Raw genomic sequence first — 24,439 nt, forward strand, 5'->3', positions numbered from 1 at the left:
TCGGATGTCCGACGGACCTTTGGCATCTTGGCCGGATGGAAACGTCCATGGAGGGCGATGTGGCGGAGACTGTGCAGTTGGACGATACTGACCGGCGGCTGCTTCGCGTGCTGCAGCGGGATGGGCGGATCAGCAACCTGGACCTGGCCCAGCAATGCCACCTGTCGCCGTCGGCCTGTTCGGACCGGGTGCGGCGGCTGCGCGAGCGCGGGGTGATCACCGGATTTGCGGCGATCCTCGATCCGAAGGCCATCGACCGCGCGCTCCTGATCTTCGTGGAGGTTCAGCTCGACCGTACAACGGGCGACACCTTCAGCGAGTTCGCCCAGTCCGCGCAGCGCACGCCGGAAATCCTCGAGTGCCACATGGTGGCGGGCGGCTTCGACTATCTGATCAAGGCGCGGGTCAGCGATATGGAGGCCTATCGCCGGTTCCTCGGCGAGGTGCTGGTCGCCATGCCAGGCGTGCGTGAGACCCGGACCTATGCGGTGCTGGAAGAAGTGAAGTCGGTGACCGAGTTGCCGGTGTAGGGAGTCAAAGTCCCCCTCATTCGGCCAGGGGCCGACAGCTCCCCCAGAGGGGGAGCAACTGGTTCGGTTCAGTACCCCGCCTTGCGGTTGACCAGGCCTTCGACCGGCTGGCTGGCGCGGAAGCGGGCGATGTTGGCGGCGATGACGGCGCTGGCGCTGACCGGGTCGGTGATCGCCGCCACGTGCGGTGTGACGGTGATCTGCGGGTGGGACCAGAACGGGTGCTTGCGCTCCAGCGGCTCGGCCTCGAAGACGTCGAGCACCGCATGCGACAGCTGGCCGGCGTCGAGGGCGGCGATCAGGTCGTCTTCCACGACATGGGCGCCGCGCGCCAGATTGACGATCGCCGCGCCGCGCTTCATGCGCTCGAAGGCCGGGGCGCTGAGGATGCCGCGGGTGCGGTCGGTCAGCGGCAGCAGGTTGACGATGATGTCGCTGGTGGCCAGCAGGGTGTCGAGGTCGCCGAGCCGGCGGCTCCAGCCGTAGGTCCGAAAGCCGATGGATTCCAGAAGGTTGGCGGCGACGCCGGCCAGCTCGCCATAGCCCAGGAAGCCGACCTGGCGCTCGGCGGCGGCCGGCTGCGGCAGCTGGCGCCAGAGGCCCCGGCGCTGCTGGGCGGCGTAGGCCGGAACCTGGCGGTGCAGGTAGAGCACGTGGGCGGCGGTCGCTTGGGCCATCTGGGCGGCGAGGCCGGGATCGATGAGCCGGGCCAGCGGCACGCGCGGCAGCGACGGGTCGTCGAGCAGGCTGTCGACGCCGGCCCAGGCCGACTGCACGAAGGCGAGGTTCGGCAGGCTGGCCAGCACGCCGCGGCCCGGATTGGCGACGATGGCGATCTCGGTCTGGGGCGAGGGATCGGTCCCGATCGTTTCGCCCGGCAGGGCCGCGCGCAGCGCCTCCAGCCAGCGGCTCTGGGCGTCGGGGGAGAGGCGATTCAGGAAGGTTATGGCCATGGGCTTCCAGTAACCTCCCGAAGGGGCCTTGCGCGAGCGCGGTTTTGGGGGCGAGGCTCGCGCACATGAAACTCACCGCGCAAGATTCATCCATGCTTGGCCGTCTAGCCGGCGAAGAAGACGACATTCTGGGCCGCGCCGTGGAATGGTGCGCCTTATCGTCAGGCAGCCGCAACCTGCCGGGACTGGAGGCGCAGCGCGCCGTGCTGGAAGGCGTGATGAGCCGACTGCCGGGCGAGGTGGAGAACGTGGCGCTGGCCGACAGCCACGAGGTCGCCGCCGACGGCAGCCTTTCGGCCCAGGCGCATCCCGACGCGCTGATGCTGACCGTGCGCCCGCAGGCCTCGGTGCAGGTGGTGCTGACCGGCCACTACGACACGGTCTATCCGGCTGGGACGCCGTTCACGACGGTGAGCAAACGCGCCGACGGGGCCCTGAACGGGCCGGGCCTGGCCGACATGAAGGGCGGGATCAGCGTCATGCTGGCGGCGCTGCGGGCGTTCGAGGACCATCCGGACAAGGGCGAGGTCGGCTACAGGGTGCTGCTCTCGCCCGACGAGGAGATCGGCTCGCTGGCCTCGGGGCCGGTGCTGGCGCGGCTGGCGGCCGGCGGGCATGTCGGCCTGACCTACGAGCCGGCGATGGCCGGCGGGGCTCTGGCCGCCCAGCGCAAGGGCTCGGGCAACTTCCACGCGGTGGTGCGGGGGCGCGCGGCCCATGCCGGGCGCGACTTCGACAAGGGCCGCAACGCCATCGCCGCGGCGGCCGACCTGGCGGTGAGACTGGCGGCGGCCAACGGTCAGCGCGAGGGCGTGACCTTGAACGTGGCGCGCATCGACGGCGGCGGGCCGCTGAACATGGTGCCGGACGTGGCCGTGGTGCGCTTCAACATCCGTCTGCCCGACGCCGAGGCCGCCGCCTGGGCGCTGGGCCATGTGCAGCGCGAGGTCGCCGCGACGGCCGCCGACGGGATCGCGGCGGAGCTGCACGGCGGCTTCACGCGCCCGGCCAAGCCGTTCACGCCGGCCCAGCAGCAGCTGTTCGGAGCGGTGAAGGACGCCGGCGCCCTGATCGGCCAGCAGATCACCTGGGCGCCGTCGGGCGGGGTCTGCGAGGGCAACAATCTGTTCGCGGCCGGCCTGCCCAATGTCGACACGCTCGGGGTGCGCGGCGGGGACATCCATTCGCACGACGAATACGCCTGGCCCGAGAGCTTCGTCGAACGCGCGCAACTGTCGGCGCTGATCCTCGCCAAGCTGGCCAGCGGCGAGATCCCGGCGGCGCAGATCAAGGCGGCGATGGGCTGATCTCGCGCGGTTCAACTTCGGGCGCTGTTGGAGCGGAGACGGGATCGATCGTCAGTGAACCGTCAGTCGATGGCGTCCAGCGACCGATGATGATCCCGCGCTGCCTGACTCTTGGGAGCACATCGCAACTCGTCACCAGCGACGGGCGGATGAGCATCGTGTCCGCTTTGGGGCGTCGCCCCAAATGGTCCTGAGGATCTTCGCCTCGAACACCATGGGCGCAGGCTTGGCGATGATTTCGACCTCGGCCGCGACAAAGCCGGGCGCCGGAGCGCCGCTCTGCGGATGGAAGTAGCCTGTCTGGGAGCTTGCGGTCCGGCACGCAAAGGCCGGGTTCGCCGCCGCCATCGCGGCGACCAGCGCAATATAGATCGCAGCATTCGCCACGCGCAGATCCCCTTGCTCGTTGAAGGTTCAGCACTCGCGGGGAGTGTAGATCAACACGTTGGGGGGCCAAGCCTAGGCGCGAGGCGACTTCAACGACCCCTGGGCCGCCTTCGTCGCTCGGTCGATTGTGGGCGGCGTCTGTCGATGGGCGCGGGCGTCGGGCTCCCGGCTGGCGCAACCTCCATGGGCAATTCCGAGGAGGTTTTCGTGAAGGGTTTCATGTTGGCGGCCGTGGTCGCCTTGGCCGCGTCGGCCGCGCACGCCGCCGCGCCGCAGCCGATCAATCTGGGCGATCCGAAGCTGAAGCGCCCGGGCCAGCTGAAGTTCGATCCGGCGCTGGAGGCGCAGACGGACGCTTTCCGGAAGTTCGGCGAGGTGTCGTGCAACGACTGCGAGGGCGGGGTGAGCTTCGACACCGCGGCGAAGAAGTTCCTCGGTCTGCGGGACATGTGGGCGTTCGACAGCGCGCTGGGCGGGCTGGACGTCGGTCAATCGCTGAACTGGCGCGGCCGCGCCGGGGTCGGGAAGATAACCGCGATCAGCGCCGACGCGGTGGGGCCGTTCGCCTGCAAGCAGCTGCGCTGGGAGCTGACGCGCGGCAAGGAGACCAGGACGCGGGACGGCCTGGTCTGCCGCGGCAAATCGAACCCCGACGCCGACAACGAGCGCTGGATCGAGGTGTTCTGAAGCCAATCGCGGGCGTGTGACTTGAGGCGGCGTCGGCCGGGGGCGCATAACTCCGAGCCTGCCTCGAGGGCCAGACATGCAGCAGCAGTCTCTGATCGCGGTCTTGGCCGGGATGTTCGTCCTGACCGCGCCGCACGCCGCGTTCGCCGCCGAGCCGCTGGAGTGCCCGGTCCTGTCCAAGCTCGGCCCAGACGCCAGCGGGAAGCTTGCGTCCGACCTAGTCCCGGACCCGCGAGCGCTCAACGACGTCGACGGACTGACCCGCGCCGTGGGCCTCTTCCGCGAGCACGGCTTTTCCGACGCCGATACGGTGAACTACCTGACGGCGATGTTCTGCCCGGTGATCCGCGACGACCGCAGCCTGAGCGCGGCCGCCAAGTCCGAGAAGGTCGCCAGCTTCAGCTCGGTGACGTCGGACATCGTGTATCGGCAGGGGCGCTAGGCGGCGTCGATCGCCAGGCGCCGCCGGCGCAGCGCCGCGCCGGTCAGGCCGAACCGGCGATCATCATCGCCCAGGTCGCCGGTTCGGGCACGGCCGAGCTCGGGACCAGGTAATCGAGGCGCAGTACGAAGTCGGTGTTGCCGTCGGGCTTGAACGCGCCCGGCGGATAGCCGAACGACATACGGTCGGCCGTGGTGATGCTCCGAGCGCGCCGCGGGCGAGCATGCTGCGCAGGGCGGGATCGACCTCCGGGCGCGGCCCCTCGCGCACGTCCTCGCCGAGCGGGGAGGGAGGTGCTGCCCGATGTCCGTACGACCATGCCGGGGGCTTGGCAAACTGGCTCGTCTGCTGGTTGCGGGCGGCGGGCTTGAGCCGGAGCCCGCCGGCGCCTAAGTCACAGGCTCCGCGGCGCGTCTCGCGGTACGCAGAGGGCCGCGCGGTGAACCGCTTCTATCAGCTGCTGGCCAACAATCTGGTCGCCAACGTCACCAATTTCACGGTGTGGTTCGCGCTGACCTTCTGGATCTATCTGGAGACCAAGTCGGTGTTCGCGACCGGCATGGTGGCGGGGATCTATCTGGTGCTGACGGCCAGCACCGGCATCTGGTTCGGCAGCCTGGTCGATCATCACCGCAAGCGGACGGTGATGCTGGCCTCGAGCGCGGTCTCGTTCGGGCTCTACGCCCTGGCGTTCGCCGCCTATGGCCTGGCGCCGAAGGGCAGCCTGGCCGATCCCTACGGCGCGCCGGTGTGGATCCTGGTGTCGCTGGTCATGCTGGGCGTCATCGCCGGCAACATCCGCGGCATCGCGCTGCCGACCCTGGTGACGCTGATGATCCCCGAGGATCGGCGCGACAAGGCCAACGGGCTGGTCGGCATGGTCTCGGGCGTCGGTTTCCTGACCACTTCGGTGATCAGCGGCTTCCTGGTCGCCTGGGGGGGCATGGTCTCGACCCTGGTGTTCGCGCTGGTGTTCACGGCCGCGGTGTTCGCGCACCTGCTGTTCGTGCGGCTGGACGAGGACGCGGCCGCGCCGGCCACGCCGCACGAGCACCGGAAGGTCGACCTGGCCGGCACCATCAAGGTGATCGCCGCGGTGCCGGGGCTGTTCGCGCTGATCTTCTTTGCGACCTTCAACAACTTCCTCGGCGGGATCTTCATGGCGTTGATGGACGCCTACGGCCTGTCGCTGGTGAACGTGCAGACCTGGGGGCTGCTCTGGGGGCTGCTGTCGACGGCGTTCATCATCAGCGGCCTGCTGATCGCGCGCACTGGTCTGGGGCGCAGCCCGCTGCGCACGCTGCTGCTGGTCAACCTGATCAGCTGGGCGGTGTGCTGCGTGTTCACCCTGCAGCCGTCGATCTGGCTGCTGATCGCCGGCTGTTTCGTCTGGATGTTCCTGGGCCCCTACGCCGAGGCGGCCGAGCAGACGACCTTGCAGAAGGTGGTGCCGTTCGAGCGCCAGGGGCGGGTGTTCGGCTTCGCCCAGTCGGTGGAGCAGGCGGCCTCGCCGCTGACCGCCTTCCTGATCGGGCCGCTGACCCAATTCATCTTCATTCCGCTGATGACCACGGGGGCCGGCGCCGACGCGATCGGCGATTGGTTCGGGCGCGGGGAGGACCGCGGCATCGCGCTGGTCTTCACCCTGGCCGGGGTGGCCGGGGTGATCGTGACGCTGATGGCGTTCAATTCCAACTACTACCGCCAGCTGACGCGGGCCTACGCCGAGGGCGAGGAGCAGCCGGCGGCGGCCTAGCGCCGATGCGCCGCGGGGCGGCGCATCGGAACCGGTCGTCAGTTGCGGTAGCTGGGGTCGATGCGGTCCAGCTTGCGCAGCAGGGCCGGCCAGGCCAGGCCCTCGGCCAGGCGCTTCATGCCGGCCGGCGCGGTCTGGTGCTCGACCTTTTCCTCGACGCCCTGCGGCGGGTTGTAGAGCCCGTCGCGGCCGGCGCTGAGCATCAGCACCTGGGCCTCGCAGGCGCGCTCCAGGTAGTACATGCGCAGGAAGGCGTGGGCGACGCTCTCGCCGACGGTCAGGGTGCCGTGGTTGCGCAGGATCATGGCGTTCTTGGTCCCGAGGTCGGCGACCAGGCGCTCGCGCTCATCCAGGTCCGTCGCGATGCCCTCGAAGTCATGATAGGCGACGTCGTGACGGGCGATCATCGCGGTCTGGGTGTGCGGCAGCAGGCCCTCGGCCATGGCCGAGACCGCCTGGCCGTGCGGGGTGTGCAGGTGCAGGACGGCGTGGGCGTCGTCGCGGCCCATGTGGATCGCCGAGTGGATCACGAAGCCGGCCTTGTTCACCGGCTGGCGCGCTTCCATCACCCGGTTGCCGTCGACGTCGATCTTGACCAGCGACGAGGCGGTGATCTCGTCGAACATGTGGGTGTAGGGATTGATCAGGAAGTGGTGTTCCGGACCCGGCACCCGCGCCGACAGGTGGGTGAAGATCAGGTCGTCCCAGCCATAGTGCGCCACCAGGCGGTAGGCGGCGGCGAGATCGACGCGCAGCGCCCATTCTTCCTCCGACACCTGGTCGCGGATCGACGGGCCTTCGCACGTCTCGGTCATGGTCATCATGGCCAGTCTCCTCCTTCTGTTGGCGTCAGTCCTCGCACGGGCGCGGGGCGCAGATTGTCGCCGAATTGACAATTGGCGGCGCTGCGCGATCTTTTCGCGCCATGACCGACCTGCCGCCCGATCCCTGGTTCTCATCGCTGCCGGCCGCGCGTCGCGAGGCGCTGCTGGCGCGGGCGCGGGCCAGCACGGCGGGGGCCGGGGCGCGGGTCTACGGCCTGGGCGATCCGCCGGACGGGTTGTGGGCGGTGGCCGAAGGCGAGGTGCGTCTGGTGTCGTATCCGGCCGTCGGCATGGAGTCGGTGGCGATGATCCTGGGGCCCGGCGCCTGGTTCGGCGAGCTGTCGGTGATCGATGGCGGGCCGCGGCCGCACGACGCCGTGGTGGTCAAGCCGGCGCGGCTGCTGCACGTCGGGCTGGCGGCGGTCGAGCAGGTGGCCCAGGCGCACCCGCTGCTCTACCGCGACCTCGGCGTGCTGATCTGTTCGCGCCAGCGTTCGGCGCTGAACTTCATGGCCCACAGCATCGCCCAGCCGATCGGGGTGCGGTTGGCCCGCACCCTGGCCGGGGCGGCGCGCAGTTCCGGCGGCTCGGAGCTGCATGTGCGCCAGGAGGACCTGGCCGCGATGATCGGGGTCTCACGACAGACCATCAACAAGGAGCTGAAGGCGCTGGAGCGGGCCGGGATGGTGCAGCTGGCCTATGGGCGGATCGTGGTGCGCGACGCCCAACGGCTGCGCACGGTCGGCGAAGCCTGAGGGTTTCATGCGGGAATTGCATAGTCGCGCTTTGGCCGCGTCCTTAGCTGAACGCCCGCCGTCGGTCTTGACTCGCGGGCGGCATTGGCAGGGCATGTCGGGGAGCCGCGAGCTGCCTCGGGCTCAACGAAAGGAACGGGCGATGTCACTGCGTATCAACGGCGAGGCGCCGAACTTCACCGCCGAGACCACCGAAGGGAAGATCAACTTCCACGACTGGATCGGCGACAGCTGGGCGATCCTGTTCTCTCACCCCAAGGACTTCACGCCGGTCTGCACGACCGAGCTGGGCTACATGGCCAAGCTGAAGCCCGAGTTCGACAAGCGCAACACCAAGGTCATCGGCCTGTCGGTCGACCCGGTCGAAAACCACGCGCGCTGGGCGCAGGACATCGCCGAGACGCAAGGCACGGCGCCGAACTATCCGATGATCGGCGACACCGACCTGGCGGTCTCCAAGCTCTACAACATGCTGCCAGAGGAGACGGCCGGCGGGTCGGACGGGCGCACGGCCGCCGACAACGCCACGGTGCGCACGGTGTTCATCATCGGCCCCGACAAGAAGATCAAACTGATGCTGGCCTATCCGATGACCACGGGCCGGAACTTCGACGAGATCCTGCGGGTGCTGGATTCCATGCAACTGACCGCCAAGCATCGGGTGGCGACGCCGGTGAACTGGAAGTCCGGCGAGAAGGTGATCATCGCCGGCTCGGTGTCGGACGACGAGGCCAAGACCCTTTATCCCGACGGCTGGGACGCCCCGCGGCCGTATCTGCGGATCGTGCCGCAGCCGCAGTAGCGGGCGGCCTTCTCCTCTTGCAGGCGGTGGTGATAGCGTCCGCCGCCGGCCGGTGAGCCGGAATCGAAAAGGGGAGAACGCCAATGTTTTCGCACGTGATGGTCGGCACCAACGACCTCGACCGCGCCAAGGGTTTCTATGACTCGCTGCTGGGCGCGCTGGGCGTGTCGCCCGGTTTCGTCGACGGCCACCGGGTGTTCTACATGACCCCGACCGGGGTGTTCGCGGTGTCGCTGCCGATCGACGGCGAGGCGGCCACCATCGGCAACGGCAGCACCGTCGGTTTCAATTGCGCCAGCTCCGAACAGGCCGACGCTTGGCACGCCGCGGGCGTGGCCGCCGGCGGGGTCAGCATCGAGGAGCCGCCGGGCGTGCGCTCGGGCACGACGGGCAAGCTCTACCTGGCTTACCTGCGCGATCCGGACGGCAACAAGCTCTGCGCCCTGCACCGAATGTAGGACACTAGATCCTCCCCTCTTGGGGGAGGTGGATCGATGCACTGCATCGAGACGGAGGGGGACGGCGCCTGCGGGAGTCTAAGTCCCCCTCAGTCAGCTTCGCTGACAGCCCCCCAGCGGGGGAGCAACTTGAGGCCCAGCCGTCGCGGGCCTATAGCAGCGGCCTCTCGGAGGGGCCGGTTTGTTTGCTGAGTTGGGGCCGCAGGCCGTGGCGCTGTTGTGCGTCGCGGCGCTGGCGGCGGGGTTCGTCGATGCGATCGCAGGCGGCGGCGGGCTGATCACCGTGCCGGCGCTGCTGGCCGCCGGCGTCGATCCGGTCACGGCGATCGCGACCAACAAGGTGCAGGGCAGCGTCGGCACCGCTTCGGCGACCTGGACCTTCTGGCGGGCCGGACGGATCGACCTGCAGGCGATCAAGGTCGCGCTGGTCATGGCGCTGGTCGGCGCGGTCGCAGGCGCGCTGGCGGTGATGGTGGTCGACACCCGCTGGCTGATGCTGCTGCTGCCGATCATGCTGGTCGCGATCGCGCTCTACTTCCTGCTGGGGCCGAAGATCGGCGAGCAGGACCAGCACGCGCGGCTGAGCGCCTTGGGCTACGGGTTGGTGGCCGGCGGGATCGGCTTCTACGACGGCTTTTTCGGTCCCGGCGCGGGATCGTTCTACACGCTCAGCCTGGTGACCCTGCTGGGCATGGGGCTGGTGCGGGCGACGGCGCACACCAAGGTGCTGAACCTGACCAGCAACCTGGTTTCGGTGGTGGTGCTGGGCCTGGGCGGCCACGTGCTGTGGGCGCTGGGCGGGGCGATGGCGGTCGGCCAGTTCATCGGAGGGCGGCTGGGCTCGCGCGCCGCGATGCGCTGGGGGCCGCGGCTGATCCGGCCGCTGCTGGTGGCGATCTCGCTGGCCATGACCGCCAAGCTGCTGGCCGATCCAGCCAATCCGCTGCGCGAGATGATCGCAGGCCTGCTGGGCTAGGCGGCTCGCCGCAGTTGCGCGCAGCCCCGCCGCGTGGCGGGGTAGGCGTCATGAGCGAGCATGATCTCTCGGCGGCGGCCCTGGCGCGGGCGAACGCAGGCGGCGCGCAAGGCCAGGCCTGGCTTGGGGCGCTGCCCGGCCTGGCCGCCGATCTGGCGCGCGAGTGGGAGCTGACGTTGGGCGGCTCGCTGGGCGGCGGCACGGAGGCGCTGGTGCGCGAGGCGCGGATGGCCGATGGGCGCGAGGCGGTGCTAAAGCTGTTTCCGCCTGGGAGCCAGGCGCAGGAACTGGCGGTGCTGCTGGCGGCGGGCGGACGCGGCTATGCGCAGGTCTACGCCCATGATGAAGCGCGCGGGGCGCTGCTGCTGGAACGGCTGGGGCCGCAGCTGGCGCAGATGGGCTGGAGCGTCGCGCGCCAGATCGCGGCGCTCTGCGAGACGTTGAAGACGGCCTGGTCGGTTCCGGCCAGCGGCGCCGGCTTCCAGACCGGGGCCGGGAAGGCGCGCGACTTGGCGGCGTTCACGGTGCAGACCTGGGAGGAGTTGGGCCGGCCCTGCGCCGAACGGACTATTGAGACCGCGCTCAGCTATGCAGGCCTGCGTGAGGCGGCGTTCGATCCGGCCCGGGCGGTGCTGGGGCACGGCGACGCCCACGCCTGGAATGCGCTGAAGGTCCCCGGCGCCGAGGGTTTCAAGTTCGTCGACCCCGACGGGTTGTTCATCGAGCCGGCCTACGACCTGGGGATCGCGATGCGCGAGTGGGCGCAGGACCTGCTGGCCGGCGATCCGATCGGGCTGGGCGCCCGGCGCTGCGCGCGGCTGGCGGAGCTGACCGGGGTCGAGCCCGAGCCGATCTGGCAATGGGGCTTCATGGAGCGGACCTCGACGGGCCTGATGGCGCTGAAGCTCGGCATAGCCGAGGGGCGCGAGATGCTGGCCGTGGCTGACGCCTGGGGGGCGGGCGGGCTGGCAGACTAGGGTCTTTGGCTAGGCCGGCGTCGGGGCGGGAGTGTCGATGGCCGGGGTCGAGCGCTCGCCGAGCACGACGGCCAAGCTGCCGACGACGATCAGCAGTCCGCCGGCGGCGAGGGCGTAGGTGAGGTGGTCGCCGAAGAGCGCCACGCCGATGCCGGCCCCCATCAGCGGCTCGATGTTGATGAACACCCCGGCGCTGGCCGCGCCGACGCGGGCCGAACCGAACTGCCAGGCGGCGGTGGCGACGAGGGTCGAGAGCACGCCCTGGCCGACGATGCCGGCCCAGGCCGCGCCGCTGAGGTCGAGTCGTGGCGGGCCGTGCATGACGATCGCGATCGGCAGGATGGTCAGGGCGGCGACGACCACGGTGACGGCCGGGATCGCCATCGGGCCGGCCGCTTTGGGCGCGCGCCGCAGGACCAGCAGCCAAGCCAGGAAGATCAGCAGGGCGAACAGCGACAGGGCGACGCCGAACGGCGAGGAGCCGGCGTCCGGCTTGCCGGCGATCAGGGCCGCGCCGAGGGTGGCGGCCGCGACCCCGGCCCAGGAGGCGCGGCTGACCTTTTCGCCGAGCAGGCGGGCGGAGACCGCGATCAGGGCCGGCATGGCCCCGACCAGCAGCGCCGCCAGGGTGACGCTGACATGCGCCAGGCCCTCGAACTGGACCATGAAGGCCACGCCATAGAGCGCGCCGGCCGCCAGCACCGGCGGCGAGCGGAACAGCGCCCGGGTCTGGGCGTCGCGGAACGCGAACGGGGCGGCGGCGAGCGCCGCGACTGCAAAGCGCAGCAGCACCATGTGGGCGGCGTCGGTCTCGCGCAGGGCCAGTTTGCCGAGAGGGAAACCCAACCCCCAGAATGCGCCCGCGGCGAAAAGAGCGAGAAAGGCGAGGCGCTTCATGCGGCGCTTCGTGCCCTATTCGCGGGGCGAAGGCGAGAGGTCTTGCCCGGGGCGCGACAACCATGTCCGCGAACCGCTAGGCTGGCCGGCGAAATCCTCGGGAGACCAGCATGAGCCATCGGATCTACGCCGTGAGCGTGGCCAGCGTTTACCCGCACTATGTCGCCAAGGCCGAGAAGAAGGGGCGCACGAAGGCGGAGGTCGACGAGATCATCGCCTGGCTGACCGGGCATGACGCCGAAGCGCTGGAGGAGCCGATGAAGGCCAGCTTCGAGGACTTCTTCGCCCAGGCGCCGGCGATGAACCCGGCGCGCGCGCTGATCACGGGGGTGGTCTGCGGCGTGCGGGTGGAGAACGTCGAGGAGCCGACCATGCGCGAGATCCGCTATCTCGATAAGCTCGTCGACGAACTCGCTAAGGGCAAGGCGATGGCGAAGATCTTGCGGGCCTAGCGGCGTTTGGGGGCGGCGGATATGGACGAGGCCGACGAGCTGATCGAGCTGTGCGTGCGCGCGCTGGTCTCACAGATGATCGCGGCGCCGGGCGTCGAGCTGCGCGTGACCCGCGGCTGCGTTCTGGGGCTGACCGACGAGCCGCTGGCCGACTTCAACCGGTTGATCCTGGGCGCCGACGCCGACGCCGAAGGCTTTCTGGTGCGGGCCGTGGCGCGGGCGAAGGAACGGCGCCGGCCGCTGGTGGCGACGACGAGCCCTCGGGCGGGGCGGACTCTGGCGCCGGTCATCACGCGGCTGGGCTTTGCGGAGGTCGGGTCTTCGCCGCTCATGGTGCTCGACCCGGACGTTTCCGTCGGGGTTAGCCGCCCTTTGAAGGTCGTTCGCGCGCTGGAGCCGCAGGTGGTCGCCATCGCCGGCGATCTGATCGCGGCGGCCTTCGACGAGCCGCGGGAGGTCATCGCCCGGTACATCGATGTCGGCATGACGCGAACCTCGGGCGTCGAGACCTATGTCGGGTATGGCGACGACGGGGCGATGGGCACCGTCTCGGTGACGCCGACCGGCGACACGGGCGCGATCTCGCTGATGGCCACGCCGCCGGAACACCAACGAAAGGGCCTGGGCCGCGCGCTGCTGAGCCAGGTGATCAACGACTATCGTCGGCGCGGCATCCGGCGGTTCCATCTCGGCGCCACCGAGGCGGGCCTGCCGCTCTATGAGAGCCTGGGCTTCCGGACGGTCGCCGAGTTGCCGGTCTGGCTGCTGGCCGCCGAGGACTAGGTCTACGGCGTCTTCGCCGGAGCCAAGGCGACCTGGCGGAGTATCCGCGCAAGCTCTTCAACCGAGTAGGGCTTGTGCAGCAAGGGAAAGCCGTGCCGTGCGTCTGTGGCCAGGACATGGCTGTAGCCGCTGGTGAGCACGATCGGCGTCCCGGGCCAGCGGCTCTGAATCGCGCGGGCGAGCTCCACGCCGCCGAGCCCCGGCATCACAACGTCGCTGAACACGACGTCGAAGTCGCTGTCCTGTTCCAGCCGGTCCAGTGCGTCGGCGGCGTTTGCGGCCCATTCGGTCCGGTAGCCCAGGTCCGACAGCAGCTGGGTCGCGAACTCGCCGATCGCGGCGTTGTCCTCGACCACCAGGATGCGGCCCCTGTGATAGGTCTGCGGCGTTTCCGACGATGGGCCGGGCGGCGCGAGCGGCCCACGCGACCGCGGCAGGAAGAGCGTAAAGGTCGAGCCTTCGCCGGGACGGCTGTGGACATCGACGTCGCCGCCGGACTGTTTGGCGAAGCCGTAGACTTGGCTGAGCCCGAGGCCCGTGCCCCGGCCGACCTCCTTGGTGGTGAAGAACGGCTCGAAGATCTTCGCGAGATCGTCGTCTTCGATGCCTGATCCGTGGTCGATGACCGTGATGGTCACGAACTCGCCGGGACTGGCGATGTGGCCGCGCAGGGCGGGGATCGTCTCGGCGGTGTTGATGCGGATCGCCAGCGTCCCTGCGCCCTCCATGGCGTCGCGGGCGTTGACCGACAGATTGATCAGGGCGGTTTCGAACTGGGCGACGTCGGCCTCGACGACGCAGTTCTCGCAATCGACCAGGATGTCGAGGCGGATGCGGGCGCCCAGCACCGAGCGCAGCATGTCGGTCAGGGCGTCGACCTTGGCCGCGACGTCGAAGCGTTCGGGCTTCAGCGCCTGGCGCCGCGAGAAGGCGAGCAACTGCGCCGTGAGCTTCGCGGCACGGTCGGCGGTGTCGGAGATCGCGTCGAGATAGCGCCGCCGGCGCTCGGGCTGCAATTCGCGTTTGCGAAGCAGGTCAGCCGAGGAGCGGATGATGGTCAGCAGGTTGTTGAAGTCGTGGGCGACGCCGCCGGTGAGCTGGCCGATCGCCTCCATCTTCTGGGCGTGGCGCAGGGCTTCCTCGGCCTCGTTGAGTTGTCGGGCCTGCTGCTTTTCCTCGGTGACGTCGCGGCCATAGCCGTAGATCAAGCCGTCTTCGACGGCGGTGTTCCAGGAGATCCAGCGCCAGCCGCCGTCCTTGGTGCGGTAGCGGTTCTCGAAGCCCGTGACCTGCTCGCCGTGCAGCACGCTGGCATGGGCGGCGTAGGTGGCGTCGTGCTCCTCCTCGGGAACGAAGGCCGACATCGGGCGGCCGACAACCTCCTCGACCGGGTGCCCGAGGATCCGAGTCCATGCCGGGCTGACCGCGCGGAAAAGACCTTCGCCATCGACGACCACCATAAGGTCGCGGGCGTTGGTCCAGATGCGGTCCGAGCGACGGCGCTCGGCCTCGACGCTGTGGGCCTGGGCGAATGCGCCGGCGGCGCGATCGGCGACGAGATTGGCCAGATCGTGCAGGCCGACGTCGCCGCGCCGATGCGGGTTAAGGCCCAGCACCAGAGTGGCGGCCGGCGCGCCATGGAGGCCGGGGATGGGCAGGATCAAGGCTCGGGCCGGCGGGATGGACCAGGCGCCGGTGGGGTAGTCGACCTGTGGATCGAGCGGAAAGTCCTGGCAGCCGTCGACCGCCTGCTCCAGCGGCCAGGGGAGGTTCAGCAGGCCGCGCCCCGGGGCGGTGGCCGAACAACCGACCCAGCCGCCAAGCGGGTCCTGCACGTAGGCCAGGGCGAAGGGAAAGTCCTGCGTGTTGGCCGCCAGGGCGTCGCACAGGCCCTGGATCACCGCCTCCTGCGACGGCGCCTCGATCAGGCTCTCGCTCAGGCGGCGCAGGGTCTCCAACCGACGCTCGCTGATGACGTGCTCGGTCTCCTCGGTGACGATGCACATCATCCCGCGGATGGCCTCGCCGTCGCGCAGCGGGCTGTAGGAGAAGGTGTGGTAGGTCTCCTCCGGGTAGTTGTTGCGCTCCAGAAGCAGCAGCAACGCCTTGTTCCAGGTGGCCTTGCCCTCGACCATGACCGAGTGGACCTGGTCCTCGACGTCGGCGTAGACCTCGCGCCAGACGTCGCGGAACGGCTGTCCCAGCGAGGCCGGGTGCTTGCTTCCGAGCGTGGGGATGTAGGCGTCGTTGTAGAAGAAGCGGAGATCGTCGCCCCAGCCGAGCCACATCTCGAAGCGAGAGGTGAGCATCATCGCCAGCGGGGTGGTGAGGCCCTGGGGCCAGGCTTCGGGCGGACCCAGCGGCGAGGCCGACCAGTCGGTCTCGCGCATGAGATCGGCCATCGCGCTGTCGCCCGGAAAGACCCGCATTGCGACGCTGCGATCAATCAAGCTGCACCTCCCCGGTCAAGTTAGGCCAGGAACGCGCCGGCGCGCGGAAGGCTGCGTTACAATCGAGGCTGCCGGCGGCCGAGGCCTAGAGCGCGGCCAGCCAGGCGGCGTCGCGCGGGGAGGGGCGGCGGTGCAGCCGGCGCTCGAGCAGGGCCTGGGCCTTGGCGGCCTGGCCGGCGCGCATGAGCGCCACCAGCAGCGTGTCCTCGATCACTTCGCGCTGGGCGCCGCTGCCGCCGATCCGGACGACGGCGCCCGCAACCGGCTCGAGCGTCCGGACGCAGGCGTCGTAGTCGGCCTGGGCGAATGCCCTGGCGGCGCGGCCGACGGCGGGGACCACTTCGGCCAGGGCGACGCCGCCCTGGCCAGCCTCCAGACTGGCGATGCGGCGGTCCAACGCCTTGCGGCCGTCGGTCGCCGCCTCGATGAGCGCCAAGTGGGCGTCGACGAAGGCGTGGCCGGGGCGGGGGAAGGCGTCGCGGGCATAGCGCGCGATCTGGTCCCAGCCGGCCTGCGGCGCGCCGTGGCCGTAGAGATCGAGCCGCCAGAGGAACGAGGCCGCGTCGCTGACGATGTTGATCGGCAACCCCTGGGAGACGCCCGGACGAACCTGAGCCTCGTAGATGCCGAGCGCGGTCGCCGCGTCGCCGCGTTCCAGGGCGGCCAGGGCGGCGTGCCAGGCGAGGTGGCCGTGCAGGACGCCGGCGCGGTCGTAGGAGGGCAGCCAGCCGGAGATCAAGGCCTCGGCCTCGTCGCCGGCGCCGCCCTCGAAGAGGGCGTGGGCCAGGGCGTGGACGGTGTTGGCGTTGGCGCTGTGCAGCGCGAATGCCCGCTCGATCATCGCGCGGCCGCGGGCGACCTCGCCATTCTCGGCCAGAGCCCAGCCGTGGCTGGTCAGGAACCACCAGTCGTCGTCGGCGAAGTGAGCGGCGTGGCGCCCGCAGAGATCGACGCGGGCCTGATCGTGATCGGCCATCCCCGAGAACGCGAACAAGCCGAAGGCGCCGAGCGGCATGGCGAGCACGAGCACGTCGCGCGGCCAGCGGTCGGTGTGGGCGAGGGCCGCGCTCAGCGCCTCGGCCGAGCGGCCAGAGAAGGCGAGGTCGAGGACGTCGATGTGGCTCTGCTCGCGTTCCGTCCCGTGTCGTGCGGCCAGGCTGCGGGCCGCGGCGACCCGTTCGTGGGCCTGCCGCGGCTGGGCGCTCAGCGCGTGGACGCGTGCGCGGGCGGCGTGGGCCATCGCGAAGTCCGGATCGGCGGCGATCGCAAGGTCGAGTTCGACGTCGGCCCCGGGCCAGGTGGCCAGGATCAGCCGCACGCCGTTGCGATAGCGCTCCGCTGCCTCGGCGGAGGCGGTCGAAAGCGGCAGGTCGTGGGTGTCGAAAAGCATGGGCCGGAGACTGCAGGCATGAGGTGTGGCGTTTCCCGCGCCCGCCAGGGCGCTGGTGAACGGCTTGGCGTCCTTCGTGAGGATGGAGGAGGCGATCTCAGAACGCCAGCCGCGCCCGGAAGCTGAATACGGAAAGCGTGTCCACGGTCGGGTTGAGGCTGGGATTGACCACGAGCTGGTAGACCGGCGTGATCGCGACGTTGGGCGTCAGGGCGAACCTGTAGAAGGCCTCCACCGTGGCCTGGTCTCGCAGGTTCAACGGAAGCTGTTGCGGGAGTTGGGCGTCGTCCGGCTTGGACCAGCCGACGCCGAAGCCGAACAGGTCGGCCTGGCGTGCGGGCGGCCGGTAGCCCATTCCGGCCGTCAGGTTCACCTTCGCAAAGCCGCCGGTCCCAAGACCGCCGCGCACGAACCACATGATGTTCTCGCCCGCCATCTGGTTGATGTTGAAGGCGACGCCGTAGGCCTCGTCCTGCGGGCGGGTGATGTCTTGCGGGCTGCGGCGCTCCAGCGGGTCGCGATACCAGAAGGTGACGTGGAAGTTGTTGGCGTCCATGGGACCGCGGGCGTGGATCGGGATGGGCCGCCGGGCGAAACTGGTTGAGCCGACCTCGACGAAATAGAAGCGTTCGTTGCGGCCGAAGAAGTCATCGACCGTCCAGCCGGTGTCGCTGGAGTTGGCGGTGAACACGCCGCCTTTGATGTAGAGATTGCCCTTGCCGGGATAGACCGCCGCGACCGCGCCCGCCCCGCGAAGCGGCACCGCGATGGTCGGGCTGGTCGAAAAGGCCAGGCTCAGGAACTGGCGATTGTCGTCGAAGAAGGGGTAAGGGTTCACGAAGTTCGGCGCGAACACCTTGCCGATCGTGTACTGGAACCGGCCGCCGGCAAGGGTTTGGCGTAGATAGGCCTGGGTGATCCCGAGCTCGAAGTCGCCCCAGGTCGCCGCCGTCGGAACGCCCGACCCCGCCAGCACGCCGGCCGCCAGCGGCGCGCGGTCCGACCCGAATATCGGCCGTCTGTCCTCGACCGTGATGTCGAAGTGCAGCGCGTTCGGCTGGCCGCGATCGAGCAGGGCGGCCGAGGCGTTGAAGGTGAACTTGTGGCCGGCGGCCCAGTCTTGGTCGACCAGGCTGTCGGAATAGCTTTGGGCCAGGATGCCGTAGGAGCCGCCGAAGCTGATCCCGGTGCGGTCCTCGAACCGTTGCTTGAAGGCGAACCAGGGCTGTAGCTCAGGGGTGTCGGACGCCGCCTGCGCCAGGCGCTTGTCCTCGGCGATGTCGCCCTCGGTCGACAGCGGGGTCTCCAACAGTTCCGGGTAGGGGCCGAGTTCGGCTTCGTCTGCGGGTGCAGGTTCGGCGGCCGGGGTTTGCGCCTGGGCGGCCGCGGCCGTCGCGAAAAAGGCCAGTGCGATCAGAGGCGCGCGCATCACACCCAGGCCACCTTGTCCGACCCGCGCACCGCGACCAACGGCGTGCGCCAACGACCTGGCGTGCGGCTGAGCTTCACTTGCGGACCAAGGCGGCGCACCTCGCCATAGGGGGTTTGGGCGACCAGGAGTTCGGGCGTGATCAGCCGGTTCTGGGGGCCTGACAGGTCGAACTGGGTGTTCGGGAAGCGGCCGAGGCTGGCGTACCACATGGCCGCACGCGTGAGGCTGACCCGGACGTGGTAGCTGCCGCCTTCCTTGGCGCGCCGGCGCAGGGCGGCGATGACGCCGCACGCTCCGAGATAGCCGGCGATGTAGTCGTTCATCACCAAGGTCGGCGGAAAGCGCGGCACGCCTCCGGCCCCCTCGGCGATGGTGAACCCCGAGACGGACAAGCCTTCCATGTCGAAGCCGCCGCGGTTCGCCCAAGGTCCTGTCGCGCTGTTGGCGTTGCAGGACAGGTAGATGAGCCCGCGATGCCCGCTTGCGAGCTCCGCAGGCCCGAAGCCGAGGCGATCGAGCGCGCCGACGCGGTAGTTCTCCACGAACACGTCCGCCTGGGGCGTGAGCGCCTTGAGCCGCTTGTTCTGGTCGGGGTTGCGAAGGTCGACGAAGGTCGAGCGCATGCCGACATTGACGTCGACGACCAGAGCTTCGTGCTCGAAGGACTGATCGCGCGCCACATGCAGCACGTTGGCCCCATACTCCGCCAAGGTGCGCGACGAGCAGGTGCCGGCGATCACGTGGGTGTTGGAGAGCACGCGAAGGCCTGACAGGGGCTGGGCGGCGGGAGCCGCAGCCCACGGAACCGGCGCGCCGTCGGCGAGCTTGATGATTTCGATCAGGGGCGTGCGGGCCAGCACCTGACCTTCTGGATGCGCCAGCCATTCTTCCTTGGTGCGGTGGACGACTCCGACGCCGCCTGCCGCGTTCAGTTCTTCCTCGAATTCGAAGGCGTTCACCTGCTTGAGCGCCTTCACGATGTTCTCGCGGCCGGGGAGAGACTTCATCGTCTTGAGGGCGCGCGCCTCCAGGTGGGGATAGGCGCCGGTCACGTTCAGGTATCGGCCGTCTCGCGTTTCGAAGGGCACGAAGGTCAGCGGATTGCCGAGGCCCAATGGAGCCTGGAGCATGAGGCCGTTCACCGTCGGAATGACGAAGTCGCGCGGCACCGGATCGGCGGCGGGGATCGTACCGTCGCGCTGGGCCATCAGGAGGATGGCTCCGATCAGCGGATTGACGTTGTAGACTGCCTCGCGAAGATCGACGGTCAGATCCTGGCTCTCGCCGGTCCGTTCGCGCCAGATCGCCGCCGCGCCCAGCCCCGCACCCATGGCGGCGATCGCCATGCAGGATCCGACCCGAAAGTGACTGCGGATGATTGGATCGGCGCCGGTGAAGGTGACGCGTCCGCCGGCATCGGACACATCGCCGCCAATATCGCGCATGAACTCGGCGAATGTTCGCTGGATATCGAAGTCGCGATCAGCCGCCTGCGATGTGGACGTCAAGGCAGAGGTCCCCGCGGCCAATGCAAGCGCGCCGGTTTGAACAACAAAACGGCGGGACAAATCGCTTGATTGAGACATCAGACTCTCCGTCGGCGTCCCCGATTTCAGAGATTAGGGATGTCTGTGCATTGCACGCGTCAATGCAATATATCGACTATCAGGCATTGACCTGAGGGGAATTGCTCAAGCTTATGCAATTGAAATATAATACTATTGTATGAATTTCTGACTATTTGCTCAACCTTGAGCATGCGGTGCGCGGGTCGCCCTATGCAGCGCGGCGCCAAGTGCTGCTCTTGGCGGCCGCGTTCCAGTTCAAATTATACTTGGGCGGAGCCGTGAGTTCCGATCTTGCATGGATGAGCGCCTAGCGCTTGCCCGCTGACACCGGGGCGCCAGCGAACGGCTTGGCGTCCTTCATCAGGATGTGGGAGGCGATCTTGTCGACGCCGAGGCCTTCCTGGAGGAGGCGGTCGGCCAGTTCGCCCCAGGCGCGGACGTCGGGGCAGACGGCCTTGATCAGGTAGTCGAAGGGCCCCGAGACCTGGGCGGCCTCGACCACTTCGGGGATTTCCGAGAGCACGGCCTCGAAGTGCAGCAGGTCGGCGGGGCGGTGGCTCTTGAGCGTGACCTCGCCGTAGATGGTGACGGTCGGGCGGATGCGCTCGATGTCCAGGCGGGCGTGATAGCCGAGGATCAATTTTTCCGCCTCCAGTCGCCGTACGCGGGCCAGACAGGCGCTGGGCGAGAGGGCGACCTTGTCGGCCAGGGCCTGGTTGGTGATGCGGCCGTCGGCCTGGAGATTCGCCAGGATCTTGAGGTCGATCCGATCGAGCGAAGGATATCCGTCCAAGGCCTGTTCCCGCCGCAGTATCTGCGGGGCAAGACCTGGTCTTCCGCCGCCCATTTCGCAGAATCCCTAGCACAATAAGAGGCTAAGGCTTCGATGATTTCTGCGGAGGATGCCATGATCAATCCCGGCGTCGTTATCCGCCCGGCCGCCCTTACCGACCTTGAGTCCCTGCACGCCCTGGCGCTTAGCGCCGGGCTGGGCATGACCAATCTGCCGCCCTGCCGCGAGCGCCTGCTCGGCCTGCTGAACGCCAGCGCCGACGCGCTGGCCGGAAACCGCAAGGCCGGCAGCCAGATCCTGCTGGTGATGGAAGCGGGCGGCGAGGTGGTGGGCACGGGCTGTATCTTCCCGAGCGTGGGCGGAGATTGGCCGTTCTACTCGTACCGGATCGGCCGCCTGCGCCAGACCTCGCAGGCGCTGGGCAAGGTGGTCGAGAACACCATCCTGACGCCGGTGAACGACTATGACGGCTCGGCCGAGGTCGGCGGGCTGTTCGTGCGGCCGGGGCTGCGCGGACTGGCTGGCGGGCGGCTGATGGCGCGCTCGCGCTATCTGTTCATGGCCGAGCATCGCGACTGGTTCGGCGACCGGGTGGTGTCGGAGCTGCGCGGCTATCAGGACGCCGACGGCCGCTCGCCGTTCTGGGAAGCGGTGGGCCGCAAGTTCTACGGCCTGGAGTTCAAAGAGGCCGACCGGATCAGCGTCGGCGCCGGCAAGCAGGTCATCGCCGACCTGGGGCCGAAGTACCCGCTGTACCTGAACCTGCTGCCGACCGACGCGGCGCTGTCGGTGGGCCAGTTCCATCCGGACGGTGCGCGGGCCCATGCGCTGCTGACCGAGGAAGGTTTCAAGTTCGAGGGCTGCATCGACATCTTCGACGCCGGTCCGACCATGGTCGCCGACATCGACAGCCTGAAAGCCGTCCGCGACAGCCGGTTCGGAACGATCGGTGAGATCGGACCCTGCGACGACGGCGTCGAGGTGCTGGCCTGCGCCGGCGCGGTCGAGGGCTTTCGGGCCTCGCGCGGGCGGGTGCTGGTCGGCGAGGCGGGGCTGCGGATCAGTCCCGAGCTGGCGGCCGTTCTGAACGTGCAAGCAGGAGACGTCATCCGTCATGTCGAATTCTGAGATCGTCTCCACCGATCCCTGCACCGGCGAAGTGATCTGGCGCGGTCCGGCCGCCGATCCGGCGACGCTGGACGGCGTACTGGCGCGGGCGCGAGCCGGCTTCGAAGCTTGGTCGCGCCGGCCGCTGGAGGAGCGCCATGCGGTGGCGCGCGCGTTCGCCGACATGGCCAAGGCGCGGCGCGAGGAGATCGCCCGGCTGCTGAGCCAGGAGACCGGCAAGCCGTTCTGGGAGACCCTGACCGAGGCCGACACCGTCGCCGGCAAGGTCGAGGTTTCCATCCGCGCCCAGGCCGAGCGGGCCGGCGAGCGGAGCAGCGATATTCCCGGCGGCCAGGCGCGGCTGGCGCACCGGCCGCACGGCGTGCTGGCGGTGATCGGGCCGTTCAACTTTCCGATGCATCTGCCGAACGGGCACATCGCCCCGGCGCTGATCGCCGGCAATGCAGTGGTGTTCAAGCCGAGCGAGAAGACGCCGGCCAGCGGCCTGCTGCTGGCCCACCTGTGGCGTGAGGCGGGCGTGCCTGACGAGGCGCTGCAGGTGGTGATCGGGGCCGCGGATACAGCCAAGGCGCTGGTCGCTCATGACGGGATCGACGGGGTGCTGTTCACCGGCGGCGTCGCGGCTGGGCGGGCGATCCACATGGCCCTGGCCGACCAACCGCAGAAGATCGTGGCCCTGGAGCTGGGCGGCAATAATCCGCTGGTGGTCTGGGACGTGGCCGACGCCGAGAGCGCCGCGCACCTGATCGTGCAGTCGGCCTATGTCTCGGCCGGCCAGCGCTGCTCGTGCGCACGCCGGCTGATCGTGCCGCAGGGCGCGGACGGCGAGCGGGTGGTCGAGGCGCTGGCCGTCCTGATCGACCGCGTCGTAGTCGGGGCGCCGTTCGACGAGCCGCAACCGTTCATGGGCCCGGTGATCGACATGGTCAGCGCGCAAGGGCTGCTGGACGCGCAGGGGCGGCTCGGCGGCAAGGCGATCCGCCACATGCGGCGGCTGGCGGCCGGCAGGCCGTTCCTGACCCCGGGCCTGGTCGATGTGACCGGCCTGGCGGTTCCTGACAGCGAGAACTTCGGGCCGTTGTTGCAGGTCACCCGCGCGGCCGACTGGGACAGCGCGATCGCGGCGGCGAACGCCACGCGGTTCGGGCTGGCGGCCGGGCTGCTGAGCGACGACGAGGCGCGCTATCGCGACTTCTGGAGCCGGGCGCGGGCCGGCATCGTCAACTGGAACCGGCCGACCACCGGGGCGGCGGCGACCGCGCCGTTCGGCGGGCCGGGCCTGTCGGGCAATCATCGTCCCAGCGCCTACTACGCCGCCGACTACTGCGCCTATCCGGTGGCGAGCATGGAGGCGGGCCAGGCGGAATTCCGCATCTCCACGGGGCTGACCGCGTGATCGAGGTCAATTTCGACGGACTGCCCGGACCGACCCACAACTATGCGGGCCTGTCGGTCGGCAACGTCGCCAGCCAGAACAACTTCGGCGAGGTCTCGTATCCGCGCGCCGCGGCCCTGCAGGGCTTGGCCAAGATGCGAACGATGATGGAACTGGGCCTGACCCAGGGCTTCCTGCCGCCGCCCCTGCGCCCGGCGGCGCAGGCGTTGCGCGGGTTCGGCTTCTCCGGATCCGACGATGAAGTGCTGGCGGCGGCGGCGGAGCAGGACCTGGCGCTGTTCCGGGCCGCATGCTCGGCCTCGAGCATGTGGCGGGCCAATGCGGCGACCGTGCTCGCCGCGCCGGACACGGCCGATGGGCGCGTGCATCTGGTGGCCGCGAACCTGGGCGGGATGCTGCACCGGAGCTTCGAGGGCGCGGAGACCTTCGCGCTGCTGAAGCGGGTCTTCGCCAGCCAGGACCGGTTCGCCGTGCACGGGCCGCTGCCGAGCGGGCGGCACTTCGGCGACGAAGGCGCGGCCAACCACATGCGGCTGGCCGCCAGCCACGGCGCGCCGGGCCTGAACGTGTTCGTGCATGGCGAGCCGAGCCGCGGCGGGGTGTTCCCCGAGCGCCAGAGCCTGCGGGCCAGCCAGGCGGTCGCGCGGCTGAGCGGCCTGTCAGGCGAGCGGACCTTCTATGCGTTGCAGAACGAGGGCGCGGTGCAGGCCGGCGCCTTCCACAACGACGTGGTGGCGGTCGCCAACGCCAATGTGCTGCTGGCCCATCCGCAGGCCTTCGCCGATCCGGCCCGGCTCTATCGCGAGCTGCGCGGGCGGCTGCCGAACCTGCATGTGGTCGAAACCTTCGGGGTCGGCCTGGCCGACGCGGTGTCGTCCTATCTGTTCAATTCGCAGCTGGTGAGCCTTCCCGATGGCGGCATGGCGCTGATCCTGCCGTCGGACGCGCAGGAGAGCACGGCTGCCTGGGCGGCGGTCGAGGCGGTGCTGGCCGGCGACAATCCGATCACGCGGGCGGTGGTGGTCGACGTGCGCGAGAGCATGCGCAACGGCGGCGGACCGGCGTGCCTGCGGCTGCGGGTTCCGGTCGACGGGCCGGGGCTGGCGGGGATCGATCCGCGCTTCATTCTGGACGAGGCGCGCTGGACGAGCCTGGCCAAGGTGGTCGTTTCGCACTGGCCCGAGAAGATCGCGCCGGAGGACCTGACGAAGCCCGAGCTGTGGGCCCAGGCGCGTGAGGCGCATGCGGCGCTGGAGGCGGCGATCTCTTGAGATGCTCCCCCAGCGGGGGAGCATC

At 69.5% G+C, this 24,439-nt stretch carries 25 protein-coding genes; 15 read left to right on the forward strand and 10 right to left on the reverse strand.

The genetic code is table 11. From position 1 onward, the window contains the following. The first annotated feature begins 47 nt into the window (after positions 1-47). A complete protein-coding gene (locus AC1Q87_RS00875) occupies positions 48-530 on the forward strand; it encodes an Lrp/AsnC ligand binding domain-containing protein (RefSeq protein WP_492608261.1) in 483 nt (160 codons plus the stop codon). 68 nt (positions 531-598) lie between these two features. Here the strand turns inward: AC1Q87_RS00875 and AC1Q87_RS00880 are convergent, their stop codons facing one another. Beyond that, on the reverse strand, positions 599-1,483 hold the full coding sequence (locus AC1Q87_RS00880) for a 2-hydroxyacid dehydrogenase (RefSeq protein WP_492607149.1): 885 nt from the start codon (positions 1,481-1,483) through the stop codon (positions 599-601). 65 nt (positions 1,484-1,548) lie between these two features. Between AC1Q87_RS00880 and AC1Q87_RS00885 the strand changes: the two genes are divergently transcribed. Then, positions 1,549-2,790 carry a hydrolase gene (locus AC1Q87_RS00885; protein ID WP_492607150.1) on the forward strand — a complete coding sequence of 414 codons (1,242 nt, stop codon included), beginning with the start codon at positions 1,549-1,551 and terminating at the stop codon, positions 2,788-2,790. Between the two features lie 132 nt (positions 2,791-2,922). Here the strand turns inward: AC1Q87_RS00885 and AC1Q87_RS00890 are convergent, their stop codons facing one another. Then, the gene (locus AC1Q87_RS00890; protein WP_492607151.1) at positions 2,923-3,177 is read right to left on the reverse strand and encodes a hypothetical protein; all 255 of its coding nucleotides are present in this window, start codon (positions 3,175-3,177) and stop codon (positions 2,923-2,925) included. A gap of 207 nt (positions 3,178-3,384) precedes the next feature. Here AC1Q87_RS00890 and AC1Q87_RS00895 point away from each other — a divergent pair, with 207 nt between their 5' ends. Further along, entirely contained in the window at positions 3,385-3,864 is a 480-nt protein-coding gene (locus AC1Q87_RS00895) for a hypothetical protein (protein WP_492607152.1), read from the forward strand. Between the two features lie 76 nt (positions 3,865-3,940). Then, the gene (locus tag AC1Q87_RS00900) at positions 3,941-4,306 is read left to right on the forward strand and encodes a hypothetical protein (protein WP_492607153.1); all 366 of its coding nucleotides are present in this window, start codon (positions 3,941-3,943) and stop codon (positions 4,304-4,306) included. A gap of 43 nt (positions 4,307-4,349) precedes the next feature. On the opposite strand, the gene AC1Q87_RS00905 is transcribed toward AC1Q87_RS00900, so the two are convergent. Continuing rightward, positions 4,350-4,487: a hypothetical protein gene (locus tag AC1Q87_RS00905; protein WP_492607154.1), complete on the reverse strand. Its 138-nt coding sequence runs from the start codon at positions 4,485-4,487 to the stop codon at positions 4,350-4,352. A 186-nt stretch (positions 4,488-4,673) separates the two neighbouring features. Between AC1Q87_RS00905 and AC1Q87_RS00910 the strand changes: the two genes are divergently transcribed. Then, on the forward strand, positions 4,674-6,062 hold the full coding sequence (locus AC1Q87_RS00910) for an MFS transporter (RefSeq protein ID WP_492607155.1): 1,389 nt from the start codon (positions 4,674-4,676) through the stop codon (positions 6,060-6,062). A gap of 38 nt (positions 6,063-6,100) precedes the next feature. Here AC1Q87_RS00910 and AC1Q87_RS00915 read toward each other — a convergent pair whose 3' ends face one another. Next, positions 6,101-6,886, reverse strand: coding sequence for a class II aldolase/adducin family protein (locus AC1Q87_RS00915; protein ID WP_492607156.1), 786 nt, complete (start codon positions 6,884-6,886; stop codon positions 6,101-6,103). A 101-nt stretch (positions 6,887-6,987) separates the two neighbouring features. Here AC1Q87_RS00915 and AC1Q87_RS00920 point away from each other — a divergent pair, with 101 nt between their 5' ends. The 5 genes from AC1Q87_RS00920 (at position 6,988) to AC1Q87_RS00940 (ending at position 10,854) form a co-directional block, all read left to right on the forward strand. Beyond that, positions 6,988-7,641, forward strand: coding sequence for a Crp/Fnr family transcriptional regulator (locus tag AC1Q87_RS00920; protein WP_492607157.1), 654 nt, complete (start codon positions 6,988-6,990; stop codon positions 7,639-7,641). 142 nt (positions 7,642-7,783) lie between these two features. After that, the gene (locus AC1Q87_RS00925; RefSeq protein WP_492607158.1) at positions 7,784-8,443 is read left to right on the forward strand and encodes a peroxiredoxin; all 660 of its coding nucleotides are present in this window, start codon (positions 7,784-7,786) and stop codon (positions 8,441-8,443) included. An 83-nt stretch (positions 8,444-8,526) separates the two neighbouring features. Further along, a complete protein-coding gene (locus AC1Q87_RS00930; protein ID WP_492607159.1) occupies positions 8,527-8,901 on the forward strand; it encodes a VOC family protein in 375 nt (124 codons plus the stop codon). 181 nt (positions 8,902-9,082) lie between these two features. After that, positions 9,083-9,877 carry a TSUP family transporter gene (locus AC1Q87_RS00935; protein ID WP_492607160.1) on the forward strand — a complete coding sequence of 265 codons (795 nt, stop codon included), beginning with the start codon at positions 9,083-9,085 and terminating at the stop codon, positions 9,875-9,877. Between the two features lie 50 nt (positions 9,878-9,927). After that, the gene (locus AC1Q87_RS00940) at positions 9,928-10,854 is read left to right on the forward strand and encodes an aminoglycoside phosphotransferase family protein (RefSeq protein ID WP_492607161.1); all 927 of its coding nucleotides are present in this window, start codon (positions 9,928-9,930) and stop codon (positions 10,852-10,854) included. A gap of 9 nt (positions 10,855-10,863) precedes the next feature. Here AC1Q87_RS00940 and AC1Q87_RS00945 read toward each other — a convergent pair whose 3' ends face one another. After that, positions 10,864-11,751, reverse strand: coding sequence for a DMT family transporter (locus AC1Q87_RS00945; protein ID WP_492607162.1), 888 nt, complete (start codon positions 11,749-11,751; stop codon positions 10,864-10,866). A 110-nt stretch (positions 11,752-11,861) separates the two neighbouring features. Here AC1Q87_RS00945 and AC1Q87_RS00950 point away from each other — a divergent pair, with 110 nt between their 5' ends. Beyond that, positions 11,862-12,203: a DUF2200 domain-containing protein gene (locus AC1Q87_RS00950; protein ID WP_492607163.1), complete on the forward strand. Its 342-nt coding sequence runs from the start codon at positions 11,862-11,864 to the stop codon at positions 12,201-12,203. A gap of 21 nt (positions 12,204-12,224) precedes the next feature. Further along, positions 12,225-12,986 (forward strand): GNAT family N-acetyltransferase, encoded by a 762-nt coding sequence (locus tag AC1Q87_RS00955; protein ID WP_492607164.1) that lies wholly within the window; start codon positions 12,225-12,227, stop codon positions 12,984-12,986. A gap of 2 nt (positions 12,987-12,988) precedes the next feature. Here the strand turns inward: AC1Q87_RS00955 and AC1Q87_RS00960 are convergent, their stop codons facing one another. The 5 genes from AC1Q87_RS00960 to AC1Q87_RS00980 form a co-directional block, all read right to left on the reverse strand. Continuing rightward, positions 12,989-15,388 (reverse strand): ATP-binding protein, encoded by a 2,400-nt coding sequence (locus AC1Q87_RS00960; RefSeq protein ID WP_492607165.1) that lies wholly within the window; start codon positions 15,386-15,388, stop codon positions 12,989-12,991. Between the two features lie 133 nt (positions 15,389-15,521). Continuing rightward, positions 15,522-16,826, reverse strand: coding sequence for a tetratricopeptide repeat protein (locus AC1Q87_RS00965; protein ID WP_492607166.1), 1,305 nt, complete (start codon positions 16,824-16,826; stop codon positions 15,522-15,524). 97 nt (positions 16,827-16,923) lie between these two features. Beyond that, a complete protein-coding gene (locus AC1Q87_RS00970) occupies positions 16,924-18,255 on the reverse strand; it encodes a carbohydrate porin (RefSeq protein ID WP_492607167.1) in 1,332 nt (443 codons plus the stop codon). Next, on the reverse strand, positions 18,255-19,682 hold the full coding sequence (locus AC1Q87_RS00975) for a CoA transferase (protein ID WP_492607168.1): 1,428 nt from the start codon (positions 19,680-19,682) through the stop codon (positions 18,255-18,257). Before AC1Q87_RS00975 ends, AC1Q87_RS00970 begins: the two co-directional genes overlap by 1 nt. 451 nt (positions 19,683-20,133) lie before the next feature. Then, a complete protein-coding gene (locus tag AC1Q87_RS00980; RefSeq protein WP_492607169.1) occupies positions 20,134-20,619 on the reverse strand; it encodes an Lrp/AsnC family transcriptional regulator in 486 nt (161 codons plus the stop codon). A 114-nt stretch (positions 20,620-20,733) separates the two neighbouring features. Here AC1Q87_RS00980 and AC1Q87_RS00985 point away from each other — a divergent pair, with 114 nt between their 5' ends. The 3 genes from AC1Q87_RS00985 to AC1Q87_RS00995 are packed head-to-tail and all read left to right on the forward strand — an operon-like array spanning position 20,734 to position 24,414. Continuing rightward, entirely contained in the window at positions 20,734-21,747 is a 1,014-nt protein-coding gene (locus AC1Q87_RS00985; protein ID WP_492607170.1) for an arginine N-succinyltransferase, read from the forward strand. Next, on the forward strand, positions 21,734-23,143 hold the full coding sequence (astD, locus tag AC1Q87_RS00990) for a succinylglutamate-semialdehyde dehydrogenase (protein ID WP_492607171.1): 1,410 nt from the start codon (positions 21,734-21,736) through the stop codon (positions 23,141-23,143). Before AC1Q87_RS00985 ends, astD begins: the two co-directional genes overlap by 14 nt. Next, positions 23,140-24,414: an N-succinylarginine dihydrolase gene (locus tag AC1Q87_RS00995; protein WP_492607172.1), complete on the forward strand. Its 1,275-nt coding sequence runs from the start codon at positions 23,140-23,142 to the stop codon at positions 24,412-24,414. The genes astD and AC1Q87_RS00995 overlap by 4 nt, the downstream gene beginning before the upstream one ends. Positions 24,415-24,439: the final 25 nt, after the last annotated feature.

The sequence above is a fragment of the Phenylobacterium sp. GW823-FHT02A09 genome (assembly GCF_058797775.1).

What these genes read in the sequence shown, in the direction of transcription:
- AC1Q87_RS00875 (WP_492608261.1), top strand. Translation starts at nt 48, where the DNA reads ATGGAGGGCGATGTGGCGGAGACTGTGCAGTTGGACGATACTGACCGG.
- AC1Q87_RS00880 (WP_492607149.1), bottom strand. Translation starts at nt 1,483, where the DNA reads ATGGCCATAACCTTCCTGAATCGCCTCTCCCCCGACGCCCAGAGCCGC.
- AC1Q87_RS00885 (WP_492607150.1), top strand. Translation starts at nt 1,549, where the DNA reads ATGAAACTCACCGCGCAAGATTCATCCATGCTTGGCCGTCTAGCCGGC.
- AC1Q87_RS00900 (WP_492607153.1), top strand. Translation starts at nt 3,941, where the DNA reads ATGCAGCAGCAGTCTCTGATCGCGGTCTTGGCCGGGATGTTCGTCCTG.
- AC1Q87_RS00905 (WP_492607154.1), bottom strand. Translation starts at nt 4,487, where the DNA reads ATGTCGTTCGGCTATCCGCCGGGCGCGTTCAAGCCCGACGGCAACACC.
- AC1Q87_RS00915 (WP_492607156.1), bottom strand. Translation starts at nt 6,886, where the DNA reads ATGATGACCATGACCGAGACGTGCGAAGGCCCGTCGATCCGCGACCAG.
- AC1Q87_RS00920 (WP_492607157.1), top strand. Translation starts at nt 6,988, where the DNA reads ATGACCGACCTGCCGCCCGATCCCTGGTTCTCATCGCTGCCGGCCGCG.
- AC1Q87_RS00925 (WP_492607158.1), top strand. Translation starts at nt 7,784, where the DNA reads ATGTCACTGCGTATCAACGGCGAGGCGCCGAACTTCACCGCCGAGACC.
- AC1Q87_RS00930 (WP_492607159.1), top strand. Translation starts at nt 8,527, where the DNA reads ATGTTTTCGCACGTGATGGTCGGCACCAACGACCTCGACCGCGCCAAG.
- AC1Q87_RS00940 (WP_492607161.1), top strand. Translation starts at nt 9,928, where the DNA reads ATGAGCGAGCATGATCTCTCGGCGGCGGCCCTGGCGCGGGCGAACGCA.
- AC1Q87_RS00945 (WP_492607162.1), bottom strand. Translation starts at nt 11,751, where the DNA reads ATGAAGCGCCTCGCCTTTCTCGCTCTTTTCGCCGCGGGCGCATTCTGG.
- AC1Q87_RS00950 (WP_492607163.1), top strand. Translation starts at nt 11,862, where the DNA reads ATGAGCCATCGGATCTACGCCGTGAGCGTGGCCAGCGTTTACCCGCAC.
- AC1Q87_RS00955 (WP_492607164.1), top strand. Translation starts at nt 12,225, where the DNA reads ATGGACGAGGCCGACGAGCTGATCGAGCTGTGCGTGCGCGCGCTGGTC.
- AC1Q87_RS00960 (WP_492607165.1), bottom strand. Translation starts at nt 15,388, where the DNA reads ATGGCCGATCTCATGCGCGAGACCGACTGGTCGGCCTCGCCGCTGGGT.
- AC1Q87_RS00965 (WP_492607166.1), bottom strand. Translation starts at nt 16,826, where the DNA reads ATGCTTTTCGACACCCACGACCTGCCGCTTTCGACCGCCTCCGCCGAG.
- AC1Q87_RS00970 (WP_492607167.1), bottom strand. Translation starts at nt 18,255, where the DNA reads ATGCGCGCGCCTCTGATCGCACTGGCCTTTTTCGCGACGGCCGCGGCC.
- AC1Q87_RS00985 (WP_492607170.1), top strand. Translation starts at nt 20,734, where the DNA reads ATGATCAATCCCGGCGTCGTTATCCGCCCGGCCGCCCTTACCGACCTT.
- astD (WP_492607171.1), top strand. Translation starts at nt 21,734, where the DNA reads ATGTCGAATTCTGAGATCGTCTCCACCGATCCCTGCACCGGCGAAGTG.